Genomic DNA, 19,618 nt, shown 5'->3' with positions numbered 1-19,618 from the left:
CCCGCCCGACACTGGTCGGGCGGGGTTGCTTTACCTCGCATTACCTCTCTAGTCACTCTCCCCGCATTGCCTCACTGGGTCCCGAACAGGGTCGTCCAGTAAATCCCCGCGTCACTCTTTGGGTCTACCGCATAGGCCGCTCCCAGCTCGCGAAACTCAGGGTTCATCACGTTGGCACAATGGCCAGGACTGGCCAGCCAGCCATCCACCAGCTTGCGCGTGGTGTCCTGCCCGGCCGCGATATTTTCGCCGATCTGTTGTGCAATATAGCCTGCCAGTTCCGCACGGTCCCCGGGGGTGCTGCCATCGCGGCCTTTGTGGTCGAAGTAGTTGTTATTGGCCATGTCCCGCGAATGGCTTTCGGCAGCAGTTGCCAGAGTGGCGTTCCAGGTCAGTGGTGCGGCAGGGGCAAAGGCCTGGGTGCCGCATTGGCGGGGTTGGGTGCGGGCGCTGTTAAGCAGTTCAAGGACTTTCTGGCCTTCAGCCTGCCAGTCGCCCAAACGTGCCGTCAGCAACGGGCGGGCCAGCACGATGCGCCAGTCGCGCTGGTCATGGCTGACGCCGATATCGACAAATTGCGGGTCCAGCACCACGCGGCAGAAGCTTTCCTGCACGGCCTTCATGGCGGCCAGGGCATCCCGGGGGCCGGACAGGTTGATTGCTTGCACGTTGACCATCGGGTAGGCCGCCTGGGCAAGTGCTTGCTGCAAGTCGCCGAAGCTGCTGGCTGGGAGCACCAGCCGGGTGTCGGCCGCCAGTGGCGGCAACTCTTGCGACGCTTGGCCCGCGCACAGCTGGATCTGGCTGCGGTAGGCGTTGATCGACTCGATCAGTTGCGACTCTTCGCTGGCCAACGCCGCAGCGCTGAACGTCAGCCCCAGAGTCAAGGCACCTAGATGGGCCAGGGTAAAGTGAGAACGCATAGTGGGTCCCTCTAAACGGAGTGCGCCCATCATGCGTTATTTCAGCTTTTTAGTCTTTTGCCAGGGCAACGAAAGCGTTGGCCTTGGCAGTCAACTGGTCGATCTGGCGATCGCGCTTTTTCTCGGCGTCGAGCATGGCCTTCTTGCCGTTGCGCTGCAGCAGGTAGGTGTGGATCTGCCGGACTTCCGTGGAGTTGTAGATCGCGGCCACGTCGAGCACGCCCATCAGGCCATCGCTGCTGTACTCGCGGGTGTTCATCAGCACTTGTGGGCCACGGCTGCCGATCACGTGCAGGCCCATGGCTTCAAACGCCGGGACGTTGGATACGCTGCAGGTCAGTTCGGTATGCGGATAGCGGCGCACCACTTCCTCGACCATTGCCCGGGTCACGCCCAGGTGGCGATGGCTGGCCAGTTCCGCCATATAGGCAATGCCGCAGGCTTGTGGATCATCCTTGAACGGCAAGTACAGGGCGAAGCCGGTGACCTTTTGCGGGTCTTGCGGATCGGTTGCGACAATCAGCTCGACGGCAATGCCCTTGACCCCGCCCAGTGCCTGCAGATACAGATGCACCTCAAAGCCAATGGCGTATTGGTAAATGCTGTACAGCAGGTTGCTCGGTGCGATTTCCATCGCACTGATATCGGTAAGGTGGTCGACCACCAACTGTAGTATCTGGCTGTTGATCGGCTCGCTGACCGGAGTATCGAAATGGGTGAGGGTGGTCATGGTGCTAAATCTCTGTAGTCGCTGCCGAGGAACGAAGGCTGCGAGTTTTTGATCTTTAAAGGCTCGCAGCCTTCGTTCCTCGGCAGCGACTACAAGGGGTGGGCGATCAGCGCTGACTCAACCAGAAGTCATGCAGTGCCCGCGCCGCCGGAGCAATGGCAGCAACGCTTTGCTGATGAGCAGCCACGTCCAGATCTTCGGGCAGTTCAAAGTTGTCCTGTTCGGCGCAGTCTGCAATCGCTTGTAGAAGCATGGCTTGCGGTACGGGCAGTGCTGGCCAGTTGCTGATGGCCACCGCGCGGGTGTAACCGAAACACCATTCTTCCGCCAGGGTCACGTCCTGGCCCAGATGCTCGGTCTGCTCGAAACGCGGAGTGAATGCGCTGCTGTCTTCAGCCAGCTGGCGGGCGAGGGTATTGATATGGCGCACGCTCAACTCGATGAACTGCTTGGCCTCATCAGGGGTTTGCCAGGCGGGGTTTTGACCGCCCCAGATTGCCGGGAACCAGTCGGCAATATCCACCCGCGTCGGGCTCGAAACCAGAGCAGTGAAATAGCCGTCAAGTTCTGAAGGGTTGAGGACAGAGTGATCGTCGCCGTATTTGAGCAGCGTGTTTTCGATCACTTCGAAGTCACTGGCATTCAGGGGTTGCGATTGCATGTTCGGGTTCCTTGGCTGGGGCGGCAAAGCGGGCGGCCTGTGGTCAGTCCACTGAAACGATAGACTCGAGCTCAAAGTATTTAAAGCCAGCCTTGGCCAGGGCTTTTTTAGCCTCTTGCTCGGCGTTAAATCGGCTCAAATCCTTGGAGTCGTGGACAAACAGGCTTTCATCGCCGTCAAACACCTTGGTCACGCGCATGGTGACGCGAAGGATCGGCCCGCTGCGCTTTTTCGGCACAGGTGATGGTGCTTTGGCAGGTGCCGCAGCTTTTTTCGGAGCCGGGGTGGTTTTGGCAGGGGCGGGCTCAACTTCAGGTTGAACCGGGGCAGCAGGCAGATCAAGGCCGAGCGCTCTGCGCATGTCGTCCTCGGTGAATCCGGCACTCATTAGTATGACTCTAGTAATTTAAAAGACGCGCTTATAGGGCAGCGATTCGGGTTATGGCAAGCGAATTTGTTCATATATAGCAAATTATAACCTTTTTAGGGGTTAAAGCCCTTGTCAGAGCTGATTCAAGGGTCGCGAAACAAGCCGTGACCATCCAGTACTCTAAAGGCGATTTCAGGTCGTTTCTCCAAAGCCCGGCGAATCGCGGCCGGAATTGATTGCCGGGTTTTTCGGCACAGGCCCGGCTGTTCGGCAAGGCGTATGGCAATGCCGCGCATGGTACGCACTTCGGTGACGCCGGGGTCGATCAGCACCTTGATGCCCAGTTGTTCGTGCATGCGCCGCTGCATATGTTCCAGATCATCGAAACTCTGGATGTTTTCCAGCCGCTCCAGCAACACCTTTTCAGCCTGGCGTGTGAGGCTGAAAATGCGCAGATCCGATTCAGGCGTTGCCAACAGTTGTTCCCGCTCGCAGATGCAGGCGCCGGGTGGGCAGGGTGAACGAAGCGTCGCTGAAGGACTCATTGGCCTCAGCATAGCTGCCCCGGGATTTAGTCGTCCAGACGCAGGGCCATGATTATGGTGCGCTCGGCCCCGTGGAACTCGTCGCGCACTTTCGCAAAGCCCAGTTGTGCATAGAAGGATTCAGCGGTCAGCGAGGAGGGCACCCGCAGTTCTTCAACTTGCGCAACAATGGCCGCTTCCTTGAGCCGCGCCATCAATTGCTGGCCTATGCCACGGCCCTGATGGTGCGGGCTGACAAAAACACTGCGCACCACCGTCTGATCCAGGCTGGCAGTACCCACTACATGTTGTTCGAGTATGGCCACATACATCTGGCGCTGCTGCATCAACTTCATAATCGAGGCCGGGCAGAAGTTCTGCTCGACTTGGGCGATCACCTCGGGGGAATAGTCCCGTGCATTGGATTCGCGCAAGGCGGCGATCACCACCTTGCTGATGGCTTGGGCATCGACCGGCATGGCACGGCGAATCAGGTACTGCATACAGGCTCCTTGCTCTATTGCGGTTGGCCTGTGGGTGCTGCGCCTTCGGCGAGAATCCAGGCATAGAGCTGGCGGTCGATATTGGCACCGCTGAGAATCAGCGCAACCCGTCGGCCCTGCTGGCGCGACTGCTCGCTGATCAACCCGGCCAGTGCCGCGGCCCCGGCACCTTCGGCGGTGTTGTGGGTGGTTTCATGGTAGACCCGAATTGCGTGGGCGATCTGTTGATCGCTAACCCGAATGATTCGCGCCGTACCTTTGGCGATAATTTCCAGCGCTTCGGGCAACGGCTGACGACAGGCCAGACCGTCAGCGAAAGTACGCGCAGAGTCTGTGCAGACCACGCGACCCTGTTCGAAACTTTGTGCAAAAGCATCGGCGTGGCTGGACACGACCCCGACGATCTCGGTGTTCAGACCCAACAGGTCGCGGGCCTGGATCAATCCGCAAATCCCCGATCCCATGCCGATGGGCACATACACTGTGTCCAGTTCTTCTACGGCTTCGAGCAACTCCAGCGCATAGGTGGCGACTCCGCGAATCAGGTCAGGATGGAAGGCGGGCACCAGATGCCATTGATGGGTTTGCGCCAGTGTTGCTGCTTCGGCCCGGGCTTCATCGAAGTCCTGGCCACATTCAATCACCGTTGCCCCCAGCGCCCGCATGGCGGCGTTTTTTTCCACCGAGTTGCCTTGCGGCACCACGATACGGATCGGCAGGCCCACGCTGCGAGCCGCCAGCGCCAGGCTTTGGCCGTGATTGCCACGGGTGGCGGTGACCAGGCCTTTGGTACCCGGTTCGCGGGCCAGCAAACCCTGCACATACAACAGGCCGCCGCGTACTTTGAAGGCACCGGTGGGGGTGTGGTTTTCATGTTTGACCCATACCGTGCAACCCATGCGCTCAGCCAGCAAAGGCCAGGCCAGTTGCGGTGTAGGCGCCAGGGTCTGGTGCACGGTGTGAGCGGCAAGGCGAAGGGCATTCAAATCAAACATGGCGCACCATCATCGAGGGGGATTTGACTCGATTCTAGGCACAACGCATTGTATGGGCCGACCCTTATATTGCATGGCCAACAATAAATGTGGATACCGACGCTTAACGACACGCAGCAGCCGCGCTATCTGGCGCTGGTCGATGCCATCACTCAGGCCATCGCCTGTGGCGAACTGCAACCGGGGGCCCGTTTGCCACCGCAACGGCGTCTGGCCTGGGCGCTGGGCTGGAACCCCAGCACCACCATGCAGGCTTATCGTGAGGCAGCGCGGCGGCATCTGGTCTCGGGTGAGGTGGGGCGTGGCACCTATGTATTGGCGAGCAGCCAGGAAGCGACCCTGTTCAGGCTGCAACACGCAGACGAGCACACAACTCGTATCGACCTGCGGACCAATGTGCCCGCCATTGATCACCTCGGCGAACAGGATGCGCAGGCGCTGTCCTGGCTGCTCGACAGTCGTCAGGCCATCCGCTTGCAGGGCTATTTGAGTGCGGCGGATCTGTTGCAGGCCCGGGCGCAGGGCGTGGTCTGGCTCAAGGGGCGCGGGCTGGACTTGAGCGTAGATAACATCATGTTGTGTACCGGTGCCCAGCAAGGGCTGTTCACCGTGCTCCTGTCGTTGTGCCAGGCTGGCGAAGCGGTACTGGTTGAAGCCTTTACCGCGCCGGGAATCAAGGCTGCCTGCGCTCAGTTGCGTTTGCCCATGCACGGGGTTGCAATGGATCGGGAGGGGATCATGCCGGAGGACTTTGACCGGATGATCCGTGCCACGGGGGCGCGGATTGCCGTATTGACCCCGACCTTGCAAAACCCGACTTCGGCGGTTATGGGCATGGAGCGCAAGCAGGCGATTGCGCAGATTGCCCGGCGCCACGGTGTGCAGGTGATTGAAGACGATGTGTACGGCGCGCTGACCGACAGCCCGCCGTTGTACCGGTATTTGCCCGAGTTGGGCGTACTGATCACCAGCCTGTCCAAGACCGTGGCGGCGGGTGTGCGCCTGGGCTGGATTGTGGCAAGCCCGTCATTGCTGGCGCGGATTGATCCCTATGCGCAATCGGCGCATTGGGGGGTATCGCCGCTGTGCCTGGCCATCGCCTGCCAATGGATCAGTGACGGCACCGCGCAAGTGCGCGCGCAGTGGCAAACCGGGGAAGTGAGCCGACGCTGGCGTCTGGCAAAAAAAATCCTGGGGCCGGTGATGTACCAGACCAACACGCCATCGCCGCATATCTGGGTGATAGTGGCGGGAGGTGCCGAGGCCTGTCGCGCAGCCGGGGTTGAGGTGGTGCCCGCGGATGTATTTGCGGTGAAGTCCACGGCAAGCAATGCGGTGCGCATCAGCCTGACGGCTGCTGCCAGTGCCCAGGCTCTGAAAGTGGCGCTGGAGCGGATTGTGAGCAAGCCCGCTCCCACAGGTCTTGTGTATCCTTGGACGCCCACCTTATCCAGGGAACCCCATGCGTAGAGAAATTGGTTACTGGCACCGCGAAGGTCGCGAGTTGTTCTACTACCTGGAATTCAAACCCGAAACCGCCGAGTTCTACCTGACCTGCGAGCACACGCCTGCCGAAGGAGAGGGCAGTGTGCGCTCGGTATTGCTCAGCGAGGCCCGTGGCGAGCGCTACTACGAAGATGCCTTGCTGATCATCAAGGAGGAACTGTTCAAGCAATACACCCTCTGAGAGGGGGATCGCGATCAATGTGCCGGTTTGAGACCGGGGCAAGATATGCCGATAATGCCGCGGGTCCGGCAGGTGCCGGGTCAGGACGTTGCTATTCAAAGGAGCTGTAGATGCGCGTGTTTTATATCTTTACCCTGTTGGGCACATTGCTGCTGGCCGGTTGCGCAAGCAACCCGATGACCCCGGTCGCCGACCAGACGGTACGTGCGGCTGCGTCAGACACTGCACAAGTGGTGTTTATGCGCGATGCCTATACCGGCAAGGCCATTTTATCTTCGTTGTATGAAGTGACCGATGGCAAGACCCAATTTATTGGCGTAATGGCCAACGGTACGAAAATCGCCTACCCGACCACCCCCGGCAAACACACCTTTATGGTGGTGTCCGAGGCGGCTGATTTTATGGAAGCCGATTTGGTTGCAGGCAAAACCTACTACGCGCTGGTAACGCCGCGCATGGGTTTGTGGAAAGCACGTTTTTCCCTGTGGCCAATCAGCAACGAGCCGGATGCAGGCCACAGCCTGAAGTCCAAGAACTTCAAGGGCTGGGTCGAAGACACCGACCTGGTGACCAATTCGCCGAAATCCCTGGCCTGGTACGAGCGTGTCAAAGCCAGCGTAGAGAAAAAGCGCGCTGAATACTGGCCGGTCTGGCAGGAAAAAAGCGCCGCCGCCATTGCCGAGCGTACGCTCAAGCCTACTGACGGCTTGTAACACCTGAGTCGGGGCGACAGTCATGTCGCCCAGGCCTTATCTCGGCACTTCGCTGAGTTGCAGCACCCAGGCAATCGCCTGCGTCTTGTCGTCCCACACATATCTAAAGTGCTGGCCCTGCACCGGTAGCGAAAGCGCTGGAGGGCGGAACGCTGCGACGCATTCGTAGCCGTTCAGGCGCACGCTGTTGTACAGCAGCCCCCAGACACCGTCTTCACGCAACGGCCGGGCGAATGCCTGGGACAAGCCATAACTGGCAGGTGAAGGGTGGTGCAGTCCGGGGTCGCCCCGCACATCAATCATCGGCTGCACCACGCGGTTGATGTAGGTACGCATGGTGATTTCAATACTGGGCTCCTGGGTGGCCCGCCAGAATTGTTCCTGATGAAAGCAGGTTTCGGCAATCGCGGCTTCGACGCTGCTGGCGCAGTAGTACACACCATAACTGCCATCGGTAAAACGACTGGCCCGGCCAATATGGGTAAAGGCGGCCATGACGGGCGTCGAGCCTTCGCCGCACAGACGGTCTTCTGGCCTCACCCGGTGCAATACCCCGGCCTGGTCACGCAGTCGGTCGTTGGTCAGGCTTTCGAGAACAAAGGCTATCTCGAGATCCGCTGGGTCCAGGGTGTCTTCAAATACTGAAATGGGCGGGAAGGCGCTGTTGATGATGCGGTAAGCCTTGTTCCATTCAGGCAGCACTGCATCAGGCATCAGCCGCGCACTCCATCCAGATAACGGCGCACATCCGCCAGATCGACCACCTGGCCCGCGAGCATGTAGCCCAGGGCGCTCTGGCCATTGAAAGGCGCAGCGGTATTGGCTTTGTGCACCCATTCGTAGGCCCGTTCAGGCTTGTTGCTAAACAGGATACGCAGTGCCTTGTGCACGCCCATCAGGTACGAAATGCGCTCCAGAGTGTCATGGGGCAAGCGCACGTTCGGCAGTTTTTTGTACTTGAAGTAAGTGGTATTGCCGATAGAACCAAGCAAGGTGCACTGCTGGTCCTTGGTGCAGCCCCAATGCTCCATCAGATTGAAGAAAAAGGTCAGGGCAACGCGGCCAGCATCACCGCTGGTGATGTCAGGTTCGGGATTGTGGGCGACTAGATGCATGACTGCCTCCAAGGTGTCTATACGTCAAGCCTACTCCGGATATGGATTATTTCAAGGAAACAGTTCGTAACTGAATGTTTTCAGATTTTTGGCAACGTCTTCGCACGGCTCATACAACGCTGACGGCGCTCGTCAACCCGCTTGGCAAACCAGGCGGTGGTCAGGTTGCGGGTGATTTTCGGGCTTTGCAGGGTGATCCCTGGCAGCACGGCGCGGGGCAGGGGTTTACCTTGCTGGCGGTCGGCGAGGTCGAAGACGCCCTGGTACAGATCGGTTTGGTTAAAGTCCAGGCTGTCGCCTTTTTCGAGTTGGCGGCGGATGGCGCTGTTGCTCAGGTCCAACTGCTTGCCCAAGGCGCGCACTGCCAATTCGGTGGAGCCGAGCTGGTAAGAGCCGGGGATGGTCAGGTCGCCATCCAGTGCCAGGGGGATACCCGATGCACGGCTGACGGCGTTCTGAAAGGCAGCATTGCGGCTGGCGTACCAGCCTGCATTGAAGTCGGCAAAGCGGTACAGCGACTGGCTGTAGTCCACCGGGTAGCCCAGCAGGTGAGCAATGCCGAAATACATGCCGCCGCGGCGGGTGAAGACTTCCTGGCGGATAGAGTGGGCTACCGGGTAGGGGTAGTCCCGGGCCCGTTGCTCGGCGAAAGCAATGCTGACCTGCATCGGGCCGCCGGTGTGTACCGGGTTCAAACCGCCAAACAGGCTTTTGCCCAGCGGCACCATGCCGATAAAGTCATCGAAAATGGCGCTCAGCTGGCCTTCGGTGCGGGCGCTATCCAGGCGCTGATTGTAGGTTTTACCGGTGGGTGAGGTGATGCTCAGCGCACTGCGCACCACAAACTCGGGGATATGCAGCTTGCCGGCGCGGCGGTTGATTTCAGTGCGGGCAATCGTTGCCAGCCCTGGCACTGGCGGGTCGGCCTGAAAGGTCGACTCCTGCTCGGTAACGGCCAGCACTGAGCAGAGGTTTTCATCGCTGGGATACAGCCCTTGCGCAGAAAAAGCGGCGTAGATGTCAGTGGCCCAGCCCTGGCGATCGGCAGTCTTGGCCGGCAGCAATTGCACAATGCGGGCACGGGCCTGGTCGGGGGTTATATCCGGCAGTGTGCGCGAGGCCTGGCTGCTGCAACCTGCCAGCACCGCCAGTGGCATTATCGAAAAAAAGCCGTTGAAGAATCGATTCACTAATGCCAACTCCTGAAAAAACCATATTAAGTGCAGCGCTGATCAATCATCCCGGGTCAGCACTTCCAGCAGTTCGATCTCAAAACGCAGGTTGGAGTTCGGTGTGATATGCGCGCCCATGCTGCGTTCACCATAGGCCAGGTGTGCTGGCACTTGCAGTGCTCGCTTGCCGCCGACCTGCATGCCCATCATGCCGATATCCCAGCCCTTGATCACGCGGCCGCTGCCAATCACGCACTGGAACGGCTTGCCCCGTGCAAACGACGAGTCGAACACCGTGCCATTTTCGAGCCAGCCGGTGTATTGCGTAGTGATTAATGCGCCTTTGACCACGGCTTTGCCGTCGCCCACTACAAGGTCGGTAATCTGGAGTTCGTCAGTCATGCAGGAGGGACTCAAAAAGTAGGATGAAGGAGTATCAAGGAAGGGTTTTTCTCAATTTGAAGCGTCTTTTGCAATTGATTTTGACTTTTTTCTGTAGGCAAAGGCTCTAAAACAAAGGGATTACGGAACTTACGAATGAGGATTGTTGTCAATTGCGCTTTACTCTCAAATGATAGTGGTTATCATTGGTGTCCTGGCAGTGCCGGGGAGAGCTAAACAACGTCGTGTCCTTTTGGGGCCGTGCGCCAGCGATTTCCAGCCTTTGGCCTGCTGAGCACACTCCATTGTTAAGGGATCAACTGGACATGTCGTCTCGATTCAACCGCAGTCATCTTTCACTGGCGCTTATGGCCGCCCTGGCTTCACCCACTTTGCTTGCCGACGCCCTGGAGCGTGAGCGTGACGAGGTGCCGGTAGAGGCCAGCGACCTGCCTGTGGATGGCACCCGACAGGCGCTGCAACTCGAAGAAACCCGTGTACTGGGCACTGCTGCCCAGGAGCTGAAGCAGGCTCCCGGCGTATCGATCATTACTGCCGAAGATATCAAGAAGCGCCCGCCGGCCAATGACCTTTCCGACATTATCCGTCGCGAACCCGGAGTCAACCTCACCGGCAACAGCTCCAGCGGCGCCCGCGGCAATAACCGTCAGATCGATCTGCGCGGCATGGGCCCGGAAAACACCCTGATCCTGATTGACGGCAAACCGTCTTCTTCGCGCAACGCCCAGCGTTATGGCTGGAGTGGCGACCGCGACACCCGTGGCGAAACCAACTGGGTGCCGGCCGAAGAAGTCGAGCGCATCGAGATCCTGCGTGGCCCGGCAGCGGCGCGCTACGGTTCCGGAGCGATGGGCGGGGTGGTCAATATCATCACCAAACGCCCTTCGGACAAGCTCAGCGGCTCGCTGACCGCGTATTACCTGGCGCCGGAAGATGACGCCGAAGGTGTCAGCAAACGCACCAACTTCAACCTCAGCGGACCGATTACGGATGATCTGGTTTTTCGTGTGTATGGCGGTCTGAACAAGACCGACGCCGATGACCCAGGCATCAATACCGCCGCCCAAGCCTCGCCAGACAGTGTTGTGGCTGGCCGCGAAGGTGTGCGCAACAAGGACGTCAACGGCTTGCTCAGTTGGCAGTTCACCCCGGAACAAAGCCTGGACCTGGAAGCCAGCTACAGCCGTCAGGGCAATATCTTTGCGGGTGACACCATGCTCAACAGCGGTGGTGACTTCGTTAACAGCCTCACCGGCAAGGAAACCAGCGTACTGCAACGCAGCAGCTTCTCGGCGACTCACAATGGCTCGTTCGACTGGGGTTCAACCAAGGCATCCCTGACCCACGACCTGACCCGTAACGCCCGCCTTAACGAAGGTCTGGCCGGTTATGGCGAAGGTGCGCCGTCTGAAAGTGCAGGGCGGTTTGAATCGCGTCTGCGCAACACCCGCGCCACCGGCGAAGTGAACCTGCCATTGACTATGGGCACCGCCCAGGTACTGACAGTGGGGGGCGAATACCTTTACGAGTCGCTCAATGACCCGGGCTCGTTGCGCCCGCAAAGCTGGGATCCGGGCGCCGGAGGTACACCGGGGCTGCCGGGCACCGACCGTACGCAAACCAAATCCACAGCCAACAGTTATGCATTCTACGTCGAGGACAATATCGAAGCCGGTGCCAAGACCATCATCACCCCCGGTGTGCGTTTCGATCACCACGACGAGTTTGGCGGCAACTGGAGCCCAAGCCTCAACGCCTCGCACCAGATCACCGATGAGCTGAGCATCAAGGGCGGTATTGCCCGGGCCTACAAAACCCCGAACCTGTACCAGTCCAACCCCAACTACCTGCTGTACAGCCGTGGGGGTGGTTGCAGCTCGGTAGAAGTGAATATCGGCGGCTGCTATCTGGTGGGTAACCCGGACCTGAAACCGGAAATCAGCGTCAACAAAGAGATCGGCCTGGCCTTCGACAAAGGCACATGGCGCACCAGCGCCACGTACTTCCGCAACGATTACCAGAACAAGATCAATGCCAGCAACGAGTCGGCTTTCCGCCTGCCCAACGGCCGCCGTGTACTGCAATGGGAAAACAGCGGCAAGGCCATCGTCCAAGGGGTTGAAGGCAACCTGTTTGTCAGCCTGCGCGATGACCTGGACTGGAACACCAACCTGACCTACATGATCGAAAGCAAGGACAAGGAAACCGGTGATCCGCTGAGCATCATCCCCGAGTACACCCTTAACACCATGCTCGACTGGTACGCCACTGAGAAGCTGTCGGTCCAGGTCAGCGGGACTTACTACGGCAAGCAGGAAGCGCCAAAACGCAACAACCGCGCCAACGAAGCACTGGACAAATCGGTACAGCAACCGGTTGATCCGTATGGCCTGGTGGGGCTGAGCAGCGGGTATGAGTTCAACAAGAACTTGAGCGTGCGAGTGGGCATCAACAACCTGTTCGACAAGCAGTTGTACCGCAAGGGCAACGCGGACGAAGCGGGCGCACAAACCTACAACGAAGCGGGCCGGGCGTACTTTGCGTCGGTGACCACTTCGTTCTGACAACAGGGCGGCCCATGCAGGCGCGACACCCGTGAAAACGGGTGCCGCGCCGTTGTCGCATCTGGCGCAGGCAAAAACCGGGGCTTGATAAGGGATTGAAAAAATGAAACTTGCAACGTCGGCCTGGGCGCCGATCGTGTCTCGCACACTGGCCGCACTGGTCGGCGGTTATGTCTTTACCTATGCCTTTACCGCCGCATTGGCGCGGCTGTTGCCGCTGGACAATGTGGACTCGATGATCGTCGCCAGCCTGCTGTCGTTTGTGATCTACACCTTCGCCATTCTGTGGGCATTTGCTGCCCGGCATCAGTGGTCGGCCTGGATGGGCGCGGTACTCGCGGTGCCCCTGGCTGCCATTGGTTTTTGGCCACAACTGCTGGAGCAACTGGGATGAAACAGACCCTGACCCAATCCATGGCCTGGCTGCACACCTGGGGTGGCCTGATTGTCGGCTGGTTGTTGTTTGTTATATTTTTGACCGGCAGCCTGGCGGTGTTCGATCAGGAAATCGACAACTGGATGAGCCCGGAACTGCCCGCTCATCACCTCACCGATGAGCAGGCTGCGCAGCGGGCGCTGGCCTATTTGCAGGAGCACAAGGCTGATGCAAAGCAATGGGGGATCAGCTTGCCCTACGAGCGTTCGCCGCAGTTGCAGGCATCTACCGGCGGGCGTCGTGATGGCGTGTCGGTAACGCTGGACCCCGATACTGGCGAAGTCATCCCGGTGCGCGAATCGGTGGGCGGGCGGTTTTTCTTCCTGTTTCACTTCACCCTGCATATGCCACGCATGATCGGCATCTATCTGGTTGGTGCATTGGCGATGGGCATGCTGGCGGCATTGGTCAGCGGCATCGTGATCCACAAGAAGTTCTTCAAGGAGTTCTTCACCTTCCGGCCTGCCAAAGGCCAGCGCTCCTGGCTTGACGCGCACAACGCCAGTGCCGTGCTGTTGTTGCCGTTTCACCTGATGATCACTTACACCGGGCTGGCGATTTTTCTGGTGATCTATATGCCGGCCGCCATGGATGCCCTGTTCGATGGCAACCGCGAAGCCTTTTTCAAAGCTCAGGACCCAGCGCCGGCAACCCTTGAAGTCAAGCGCCCGACAATCGTAGAACCGGCACCGCTGGTGGCCCTTGGGCCGTTGTTGAGCAAGGCCCGCGAAGTAATGGGGCCGTTGGGCGGGGTGAGCATCAGCAACCCCGGGCAGAGCAATGCCGAGATTCAGATCCGGCCGATTCTGGGTAACCGTATCGCCCTGACCAAGGGCCAGGGCATGCGCTTTGACGGGGTGACCGGTGAGCAACTCTCCGGGCCGACCGAAATGCGCCCGACAGTGCTGACCCATCGGGTGATTTCGGGGCTGCACTTTGCCCAGTTCGGCGGTTATCCGATGCGCTGGCTGTACTTTGTCTGCGGGCTGATCAGCAGCGCCATGATCGCCAGCGGGCTGGTGCTGTTCACCGTCAAGCGGCGGCGTAAATACGCCAGTGAAAGCCGGGTGGCGCAGGTGCTGTATCGGTTGGTTGAAGCGATCAACGTGACTGTTATGGCGGGCCTGAGCCTGGCCTGTATCGGCCTGTTGTGGGGCAATCGCCTGTTGCCGGTGGGGATGGCCGAAAGGGCCGATGCCGAGTTGAACGTGTTCTTTGGTGTATGGGCGTTGAGCTTTGCCCATGCCTTGCTGCGCCCGCGTATGCAGGCCTGGCGTGAGCAGCTGGGGTTGGCGGGGTTGATGTGCATGGGCCTGCCGCTGCTCAGCATGTTTACCGTCAGTCAGCCCTGGGCGCTGCACACCAGCATGGGCGTGGAGCTGACTGCGATGGCGCTGGGCGCCATGTTGTTATGGGCATGCTGGAAAGTGTCGCAGCCGGTGGTTGAGCGGGTGCCGCGTAAAAAGACCGCCGTTGTCGCGGAGGTGAATTGACATGCTGGCGCATTTTTTTGCTGCACTGGGGTTTGCTTATATCGGCATGCTGGCGTTGTGTCAGGGGCTGGAGCGCCATTACAAACAGGTGTGGGGCAGGCCGCCTGCGGCCCGCTTGCGCCGTGTGCTGCGGGTTGCCGGCTGGGTCAGCCTGGGGCTGAGCTTGTGGTTTTGCGGGTTGGCCTGGGGCTGGGCGATGGGGCCGGTGGGCTGGCTTGGCATGCTCTCGCTGAGTGGCTTTGGTTTGCTGATGTTATTGCCGTACCGACCCCGCTTGGCAGTGTGGCTGCCAATGGGGTTTGTGCCGGTATGGGCGGTGATTGAAACCCTTGCCTGAGAATGACCCCCGTAGTCGCTGCCGAGGAACGAAGGCTGCGAGGGAGTTTGGGTGGACTTCTGAAAAAAGGCGGCTGCGCCCCCCTTCGCAGCCTTCGGCAGCGACTACCGGGTCTGCGTATGTTTTCGAACCCAACGATTGGCAAGCAAATCCAGGCTGCTGCAAAACACGAAGTACACCAGCGCCACAAACAGGAATATCTCGGTCGGGTGCACCATCACCCGATTGCTGACCTGGGTGGCGACAAACGACAGCTCGCCCACCCCGATTACATAAGCCAGCGAGGTGTCCTTGATCAGTGAGATCCATTGGTTGAGAAACGACGGCAGCATCATGGGCAGGGCCTGGGGCAGGATAATCAGGCGCAGCACTTGCCAGCTGCCCAGGCCCAATGCCTTGCCCGCCGCCCATTGCCCGGCAGGCAGGCTGCTGATCCCGGCATACACCGAGTGCGCCAGATACGCGCCGCCGATCAGCGACAGCGCGCACACCACCGTAGCCAGTGCCGGAACATCGACCTTGAACACAATGGGCAACAGGAAGTAACTCCAGAAAATCAGCATCACCACCGGGATCGCCCGCAAAAAGCCCAGCACGCCGAGCAACAGCCAGCGTACCTTGCCGCGAATCATCACCAGGGCAATGCCCAGCACCAGCCCGAGTACTGCCGAGATCAGCCCGGACAACAGGCTCAACAGCAGCGTCAGGGCTGCGCCACCCAGCGGGCCGTTGGGCCAGGCACCGAGCATAAAGTACGACAGGTTGTCGCTTATCACCGAAAAATCCATGTCTTACACCACTCCCTGGCGATACCACTTGCTGCGCGCAATCAACTGGCCGATTACCTCGATCAGGGCAATGCTGAGCACATACAGCAAGGTGGCAAAACCGAAGGCCTGGAAAGTCTTGAAGGTTTCGGTCTCGACCTGACGCGAGGCGTAGGACAGTTCGGCCAGGCCGATGGCCATGGTCAGCGACGAGTTTTTCAGCGCATTCATATACTGCCCCAGTAACGGTCCCAGGGCCGTGCGCAGCGCCTGCGGGAACACGATATAGCGCCACACTTGCGCCGGTTTGAAGCCCAGGGCCAGGCCCGCTGCCCGCTGCTCAAGCCGCACCGAGCTGACCCCCGCGCGAAATTCTTCGCAGATAAAAGCAGCGGTATAGAGCATCAGCCCCCAGAACCCGGCGAGAAACTCAAAGGACGGCCATTCGATTTCCAGCAACCCCAGTGACAGGCTGCGCGGCTGGTTGAGCCACATCACCAGCCCTTCGGGGAGCATCGCCGTGACCCCGAAGTACCAGAAAAACAGCTGCACCAGCAGCGGCGTATTGCGAAACAGAGCCAGATAGGCTCGCGCTGGCCACGACCACAGGCGCGAAGGCGAGATCCGCGCCAGGCACAGCAGAAAGCCCAGCCCGGTGGCCGCGAGGCAAGTCAGCAGAGAAAGGATCAGGGTAAGGACAAAACCATCGAGCAGCCAGTGCAGGTATTGCGGGGCAAGCAGTTCACCAAACATAAACAGCGTCCATCCAGAAACGAACAAACCCGTCCGGTTGACCGTGACGGGCTTAAAGGTGCCGCGAAGGGGGCTTAGCTCTTGTCGCCGATCTTGTACAGGCGGGTCAGCGGGGTCTTGGTGGTTGGGCCGAACCAGGCGTCATAGATGCCCTGTGCCTTGCCCTGGGCTTCGAGGTCGGTAAGCGTTTGGTTAACCACTTCAGTCAGGCGCGTTTCACCTTTTGGAATGCCGACGCCAATCAGATCATTGGAGATGGTGAAGGGCGGTACTTCGTATTTGTCCTTGTCCGGCACATTGGCCAGCAGGCCGATCAGCTTCGGGCCGTCCTGGGTAATGGCTTGCACGTTGCCGTTGCGCAGGGCAGTGAAGGCGAACGGGGTGTCATCGTAGGCAACGACTTTGGCACCGGGGAATTTCTCGCGCAGCACACCTTCGTTAACCGTGCCCTTGTCCACACCCACACGCCATTTGTTCAATTCGTCCGGGGATTTGAGGGTGCCTTTCTTGACGATAAACTGCTGGCCCGAGGCGAAGTACGGGATGCTGAAATTCACCTGCTCGGCGCGCTCCGGGGTGATGGTGAAGTTGGCCAGCACCAGGTCCACTTTGTTCGCTACCAGCAGCGGCACGCGGTTGGCCGGGTTGGTCGGTTGCAGTTGCAGCTTCACGCCCAGCTTGTCGGCAATGGCCTTGGCGTAGTCGACGTCGAGGCCTTCGATCTGCTTGCTTTTGGCATCGACAAAGCCGAATGGCGGGTTACTGTCGAAGGAAGCCACGCGCAGCACACCGGATTTTTTGATGTCATCCAGACGATCGGCGTGGGCCAGGCCAGACAAAACGGCCAGGGTCAGAGCGGTGAGGGCAGTGAATTTTTTCATTTCGTTCTCATCATGAGTTGGAAGAGTTATGACGAGAGTCTTGCAGGAAAATTATCTTTTAAAAAAGAATATAAAATGATTTATATATTCTATTTAGATATATGCTTTGCTTTTGTAGTCGCTGCCGAGGAACGAAGGCTGCGATCGACTTGAGGCAATGAGCCACTACTGAGAAGATGGAACATTTATCTAGGGCCGTTTGCATCGTGACGAAACCAACGCAACTGATTCATTACTCAGAGTCAGATATTTCACTTTTCAATCAGCCTGTTGGGCACTTCAAAGTCAGTACCCAAGGACGCGTTTACACCGTCGAACTCGACGCCCGGGTCAGGGGTTTCACCACGAAATCCATGGCGCCTGTTTCGGCGCTGATCTTCACGGGGGCGGCCTTGAGCAAGTTTGAGCGACATACCTGGAAGTCGACGTTTGTCTTCAAACGATGGTTAGGGCAGTACTGGACTAAAGGCATGGGAGACGTCACCTGGCAAGCGCGGGATACGCGACTCAAGGGCTGCTTGCTGGAGATTCTTGATGTCGAGATCGTGCCGATAAAGCCATCGGGCAGACACTTGTGGCAATCCTTCAAAGTTGCAGTGACTCTGGTTGTCGATAGCACGTGCCTGGCGGCTGCAAGCGCTTTTATTGCCTGGTATGTGATGCTGAAGCTCGATCTGACAAAGACTGGCTTATTCAATTTTTTGAATAATGGCATTGGCTTTTTCATGGATCTGACTATTCAGTACTGGTTTCTCATTGCCATTCCCTTTGGAGTGCTGCTAGTCCTTGCAATACGTGACTCAATCCGTACCAAGCGAAAAAAGACCACCGCTGTACGCGATGATCTGATCAAGTATGGCTATCTTCAACAAGGCACTCTTCAGGCCGGGGCCGCGCAAACGTTGTGGCAAAAAATTAAGGGGGTGTTGGGCCGGCATCAGGGGAACTGACCACGGCAACTCCCCCTGAAGGTGGCGGCTGTCAGGCCATCACCGGTTCAACCGCCAGTTGAGTCATCTTCAAACTGCTGGCCTGCAGCAACTCGCGAGTATAGGGATGCTGAGGGTCTGCGAAGATGCCTTGCGCATCCCCTTGCTCCACCACCTTGCCGTCCTTGATCACGATCATGTCGTGGGCCAGGGCATGCACCACCGCCAGGTCATGGCTGATAAACAGATAGGTCAAGCCATGCCGGGCCTGCAAATCGCGCAGCAGGTCGACCACCTGTTTTTGCACGGTACGGTCCAGTGCCGAGGTCGGTTCATCGAGCAGTATCAGATCCGGCTCCATGACCAAGGCCCGGGCGATGGAGATCCGCTGGCGCTGGCCTCCCGAAAACTCATGGGGGTAGCGATGGCGGCTTTCAGGATCCAGCCCCACTTCCTGCAAGACCCGTATCACCGCGGCCTCACGCTCCTGCTCGGTGCCGATATCGTGGGCCAGCAAGCCTTCGGCGATGATCTGTAGCACCGACATGCGCGGGCTCAGGCTGCCGAAGGGGTCCTGAAACACCACTTGCATCTGCCGGCGCAACGGGCGCAGCAGGTTCTGGTTGAGGATGTTCAGTTGCTTGTTGCCAAAGCGGATTTCACCCTCTGAATCCACCAGCCGCAAAATTGCCTGCCCCAGGGTGGATTTGCCCGAGCCGGACTCGCCGACAATACCCAGGGTCCGGCCTTTTTTCAGCGCAAAGCTGACCCCGTCTACTGCCTTGATAAAGTGCCGTTCGCGACTGAGCAGGGGCTTGGGCAGGGGGAACCAGACCTTCAGGTCGCTGACCTCCAGCAGGTTGTGCCGGTAATCGCCGGGGACCGGCCTGCCCGTGGGCTCGGCTTCGATCAGCATGCGGCTGTACGGGTGTTTGGGCTGACGGAACAGTTCTTCGCAACTAGCCTGCTCGACCACTTCACCGCCGCGCATCACGCACACGCGCTGGGCGATTTTGCGTACCAGATTGAGGTCGTGACTGATCAGCAGCAAGGACATGCCCAGGCGCTGCTGCAGGTCGATCAGCAGTTCGAGGATTTTTTGCTGCACCGTAACGTCCAGTGCGGTGGTGGGTTCATCGGCAATCAGCAGTTCCGGCTCGTTGGCCAGGGCCATGGCAATCATCACGCGCTGGCGCTGGCCGCCGGAAAGCTGATGCGGGTAGGCATTCAGGCGCTTTGCCGGTTCGCGGATGCCCACCAGCTCCAGCAGCTCCAGGGTTCGTTCCCGCGCTGCCCGGGTTTTCAGGCCCTTGTGGGTGATGAGAATTTCGCTGATCTGCTTTTGTACGGTGTGCAGCGGATTGAGCGAGGTCATCGGTTCCTGGAAGATCATCGCAATGCGGTTGCCGCGCAAGCTGCGCAACTGCGCCTCGCTGGCATTGACCAGATCGACGCCGTCATAGCGGATGCTGCCTTGGGTCTGGACATCCTTGCCGGGCAGCAGGCGCAGGATCGAGTGCGCCGTCACCGACTTGCCCGAACCTGATTCGCCCACCAGCGCCAGGCACTCGCCACGGCGAATATCGAGGTTGACCCCGTGGACCACTTCTTTCCCGGCAAAGCTGACGCGCAGGTCGCGTATTTCAATCAAGGTGCTGGTCAT

General features: G+C 59.1%; 23 protein-coding genes. 8 read left to right on the top strand and 15 right to left on the bottom strand.

All coding sequences use genetic code 11. The features are described from left to right. Positions 1 to 71: 71 nt before the first annotated feature. From ACZRMH_RS09735 to ACZRMH_RS09705, 7 genes are all read right to left on the bottom strand, one after another. The gene (locus ACZRMH_RS09735; RefSeq protein ID WP_464013247.1) at positions 72 to 923 is read right to left on the bottom strand and encodes a CAP domain-containing protein; all 852 of its coding nucleotides are present in this window, start codon (positions 921 to 923) and stop codon (positions 72 to 74) included. Between the two features lie 49 nt (positions 924 to 972). Next, positions 973 to 1,653: a GNAT family N-acetyltransferase gene (locus ACZRMH_RS09730; RefSeq protein WP_464013246.1), complete on the bottom strand. Its 681-nt coding sequence runs from the start codon at positions 1,651 to 1,653 to the stop codon at positions 973 to 975. A gap of 106 nt (positions 1,654 to 1,759) precedes the next feature. Beyond that, the gene (locus tag ACZRMH_RS09725; protein ID WP_464013245.1) at positions 1,760 to 2,314 is read right to left on the bottom strand and encodes a UPF0149 family protein; all 555 of its coding nucleotides are present in this window, start codon (positions 2,312 to 2,314) and stop codon (positions 1,760 to 1,762) included. A gap of 43 nt (positions 2,315 to 2,357) precedes the next feature. Continuing rightward, positions 2,358 to 2,702 (bottom strand): hypothetical protein, encoded by a 345-nt coding sequence (locus tag ACZRMH_RS09720; protein ID WP_464013244.1) that lies wholly within the window; start codon positions 2,700 to 2,702, stop codon positions 2,358 to 2,360. A 125-nt stretch (positions 2,703 to 2,827) separates the two neighbouring features. After that, positions 2,828 to 3,229 (bottom strand): hypothetical protein, encoded by a 402-nt coding sequence (locus tag ACZRMH_RS09715; protein WP_464013243.1) that lies wholly within the window; start codon positions 3,227 to 3,229, stop codon positions 2,828 to 2,830. Between the two features lie 26 nt (positions 3,230 to 3,255). After that, positions 3,256 to 3,711 carry an N-acetyltransferase family protein gene (locus tag ACZRMH_RS09710; protein ID WP_464013242.1) on the bottom strand — a complete coding sequence of 152 codons (456 nt, stop codon included), beginning with the start codon at positions 3,709 to 3,711 and terminating at the stop codon, positions 3,256 to 3,258. A gap of 14 nt (positions 3,712 to 3,725) precedes the next feature. Next, the gene (locus ACZRMH_RS09705) at positions 3,726 to 4,706 is read right to left on the bottom strand and encodes a threonine dehydratase (protein ID WP_464013241.1); all 981 of its coding nucleotides are present in this window, start codon (positions 4,704 to 4,706) and stop codon (positions 3,726 to 3,728) included. An 87-nt stretch (positions 4,707 to 4,793) separates the two neighbouring features. Between ACZRMH_RS09705 and ACZRMH_RS09700 the strand changes: the two genes are divergently transcribed. The 3 genes from ACZRMH_RS09700 (at position 4,794) to ACZRMH_RS09690 (ending at position 7,106) form a co-directional block, all read left to right on the top strand. Further along, entirely contained in the window at positions 4,794 to 6,176 is a 1,383-nt protein-coding gene (locus ACZRMH_RS09700; protein WP_464013240.1) for an aminotransferase-like domain-containing protein, read from the top strand. Continuing rightward, positions 6,169 to 6,393: a hypothetical protein gene (locus ACZRMH_RS09695; RefSeq protein ID WP_095000442.1), complete on the top strand. Its 225-nt coding sequence runs from the start codon at positions 6,169 to 6,171 to the stop codon at positions 6,391 to 6,393. The genes ACZRMH_RS09700 and ACZRMH_RS09695 overlap by 8 nt, the downstream gene beginning before the upstream one ends. A gap of 110 nt (positions 6,394 to 6,503) precedes the next feature. Continuing rightward, positions 6,504 to 7,106, top strand: coding sequence for a hypothetical protein (locus ACZRMH_RS09690; protein WP_464013239.1), 603 nt, complete (start codon positions 6,504 to 6,506; stop codon positions 7,104 to 7,106). A gap of 36 nt (positions 7,107 to 7,142) precedes the next feature. Here the strand turns inward: ACZRMH_RS09690 and ACZRMH_RS09685 are convergent, their stop codons facing one another. The 4 genes from ACZRMH_RS09685 to ACZRMH_RS09670 all read right to left on the bottom strand — a co-directional run bounded on the left by ACZRMH_RS09685 (position 7,143) and on the right by ACZRMH_RS09670 (position 9,795). Continuing rightward, the gene (locus ACZRMH_RS09685; protein ID WP_464013238.1) at positions 7,143 to 7,820 is read right to left on the bottom strand and encodes an RES family NAD+ phosphorylase; all 678 of its coding nucleotides are present in this window, start codon (positions 7,818 to 7,820) and stop codon (positions 7,143 to 7,145) included. Beyond that, on the bottom strand, positions 7,820 to 8,221 hold the full coding sequence (locus ACZRMH_RS09680) for an MbcA/ParS/Xre antitoxin family protein (RefSeq protein ID WP_464013237.1): 402 nt from the start codon (positions 8,219 to 8,221) through the stop codon (positions 7,820 to 7,822). The genes ACZRMH_RS09685 and ACZRMH_RS09680 overlap by 1 nt, the downstream gene beginning before the upstream one ends. A gap of 80 nt (positions 8,222 to 8,301) precedes the next feature. Next, positions 8,302 to 9,378 (bottom strand): DUF1615 domain-containing protein, encoded by a 1,077-nt coding sequence (locus tag ACZRMH_RS09675; RefSeq protein ID WP_464013307.1) that lies wholly within the window; start codon positions 9,376 to 9,378, stop codon positions 8,302 to 8,304. A 75-nt stretch (positions 9,379 to 9,453) separates the two neighbouring features. Continuing rightward, positions 9,454 to 9,795, bottom strand: a complete 342-nt coding sequence (locus tag ACZRMH_RS09670) for an FKBP-type peptidyl-prolyl cis-trans isomerase (protein WP_464013236.1) — start codon at positions 9,793 to 9,795, stop codon at positions 9,454 to 9,456. 305 nt (positions 9,796 to 10,100) lie between these two features. Here ACZRMH_RS09670 and ACZRMH_RS09665 point away from each other — a divergent pair, with 305 nt between their 5' ends. From ACZRMH_RS09665 to ACZRMH_RS09650, 4 genes are all read left to right on the top strand, one after another. After that, positions 10,101 to 12,359: a FepA family TonB-dependent siderophore receptor gene (locus ACZRMH_RS09665; RefSeq protein ID WP_464013235.1), complete on the top strand. Its 2,259-nt coding sequence runs from the start codon at positions 10,101 to 10,103 to the stop codon at positions 12,357 to 12,359. A 103-nt stretch (positions 12,360 to 12,462) separates the two neighbouring features. Next, on the top strand, positions 12,463 to 12,753 hold the full coding sequence (locus ACZRMH_RS09660; RefSeq protein WP_019828408.1) for a hypothetical protein: 291 nt from the start codon (positions 12,463 to 12,465) through the stop codon (positions 12,751 to 12,753). After that, positions 12,750 to 14,288 (top strand): PepSY-associated TM helix domain-containing protein, encoded by a 1,539-nt coding sequence (locus tag ACZRMH_RS09655; RefSeq protein WP_464013234.1) that lies wholly within the window; start codon positions 12,750 to 12,752, stop codon positions 14,286 to 14,288. Before ACZRMH_RS09660 ends, ACZRMH_RS09655 begins: the two co-directional genes overlap by 4 nt. Position 14,289: 1 nt before the next feature. Beyond that, the gene (locus tag ACZRMH_RS09650; RefSeq protein WP_464013233.1) at positions 14,290 to 14,625 is read left to right on the top strand and encodes a DUF3325 domain-containing protein; all 336 of its coding nucleotides are present in this window, start codon (positions 14,290 to 14,292) and stop codon (positions 14,623 to 14,625) included. 104 nt (positions 14,626 to 14,729) lie between these two features. On the opposite strand, the gene ACZRMH_RS09645 is transcribed toward ACZRMH_RS09650, so the two are convergent. The 3 genes from ACZRMH_RS09645 to ACZRMH_RS09635 form a co-directional block, all read right to left on the bottom strand. After that, positions 14,730 to 15,413, bottom strand: a complete 684-nt coding sequence (locus ACZRMH_RS09645; protein ID WP_464013232.1) for an amino acid ABC transporter permease — start codon at positions 15,411 to 15,413, stop codon at positions 14,730 to 14,732. Between the two features lie 3 nt (positions 15,414 to 15,416). Continuing rightward, a complete protein-coding gene (locus ACZRMH_RS09640; protein WP_464013231.1) occupies positions 15,417 to 16,145 on the bottom strand; it encodes an amino acid ABC transporter permease in 729 nt (242 codons plus the stop codon). Between the two features lie 74 nt (positions 16,146 to 16,219). Then, positions 16,220 to 17,026, bottom strand: coding sequence for an ABC transporter substrate-binding protein (locus ACZRMH_RS09635; protein ID WP_464013230.1), 807 nt, complete (start codon positions 17,024 to 17,026; stop codon positions 16,220 to 16,222). A gap of 206 nt (positions 17,027 to 17,232) precedes the next feature. Here ACZRMH_RS09635 and ACZRMH_RS09630 point away from each other — a divergent pair, with 206 nt between their 5' ends. Beyond that, positions 17,233 to 17,976, top strand: coding sequence for a hypothetical protein (locus ACZRMH_RS09630; RefSeq protein ID WP_464013229.1), 744 nt, complete (start codon positions 17,233 to 17,235; stop codon positions 17,974 to 17,976). A gap of 31 nt (positions 17,977 to 18,007) precedes the next feature. Here ACZRMH_RS09630 and ACZRMH_RS09625 read toward each other — a convergent pair whose 3' ends face one another. Continuing rightward, a complete protein-coding gene (locus tag ACZRMH_RS09625) occupies positions 18,008 to 19,618 on the bottom strand; it encodes an ABC transporter ATP-binding protein (protein WP_464013228.1) in 1,611 nt (536 codons plus the stop codon).

The sequence above is a fragment of the Pseudomonas sp. B414 genome (genome assembly GCF_055408445.1).
The sequence above is the reverse complement of the archived record's forward strand: the minus strand, read 5'-3'. Positions and strand labels throughout refer to the sequence as shown.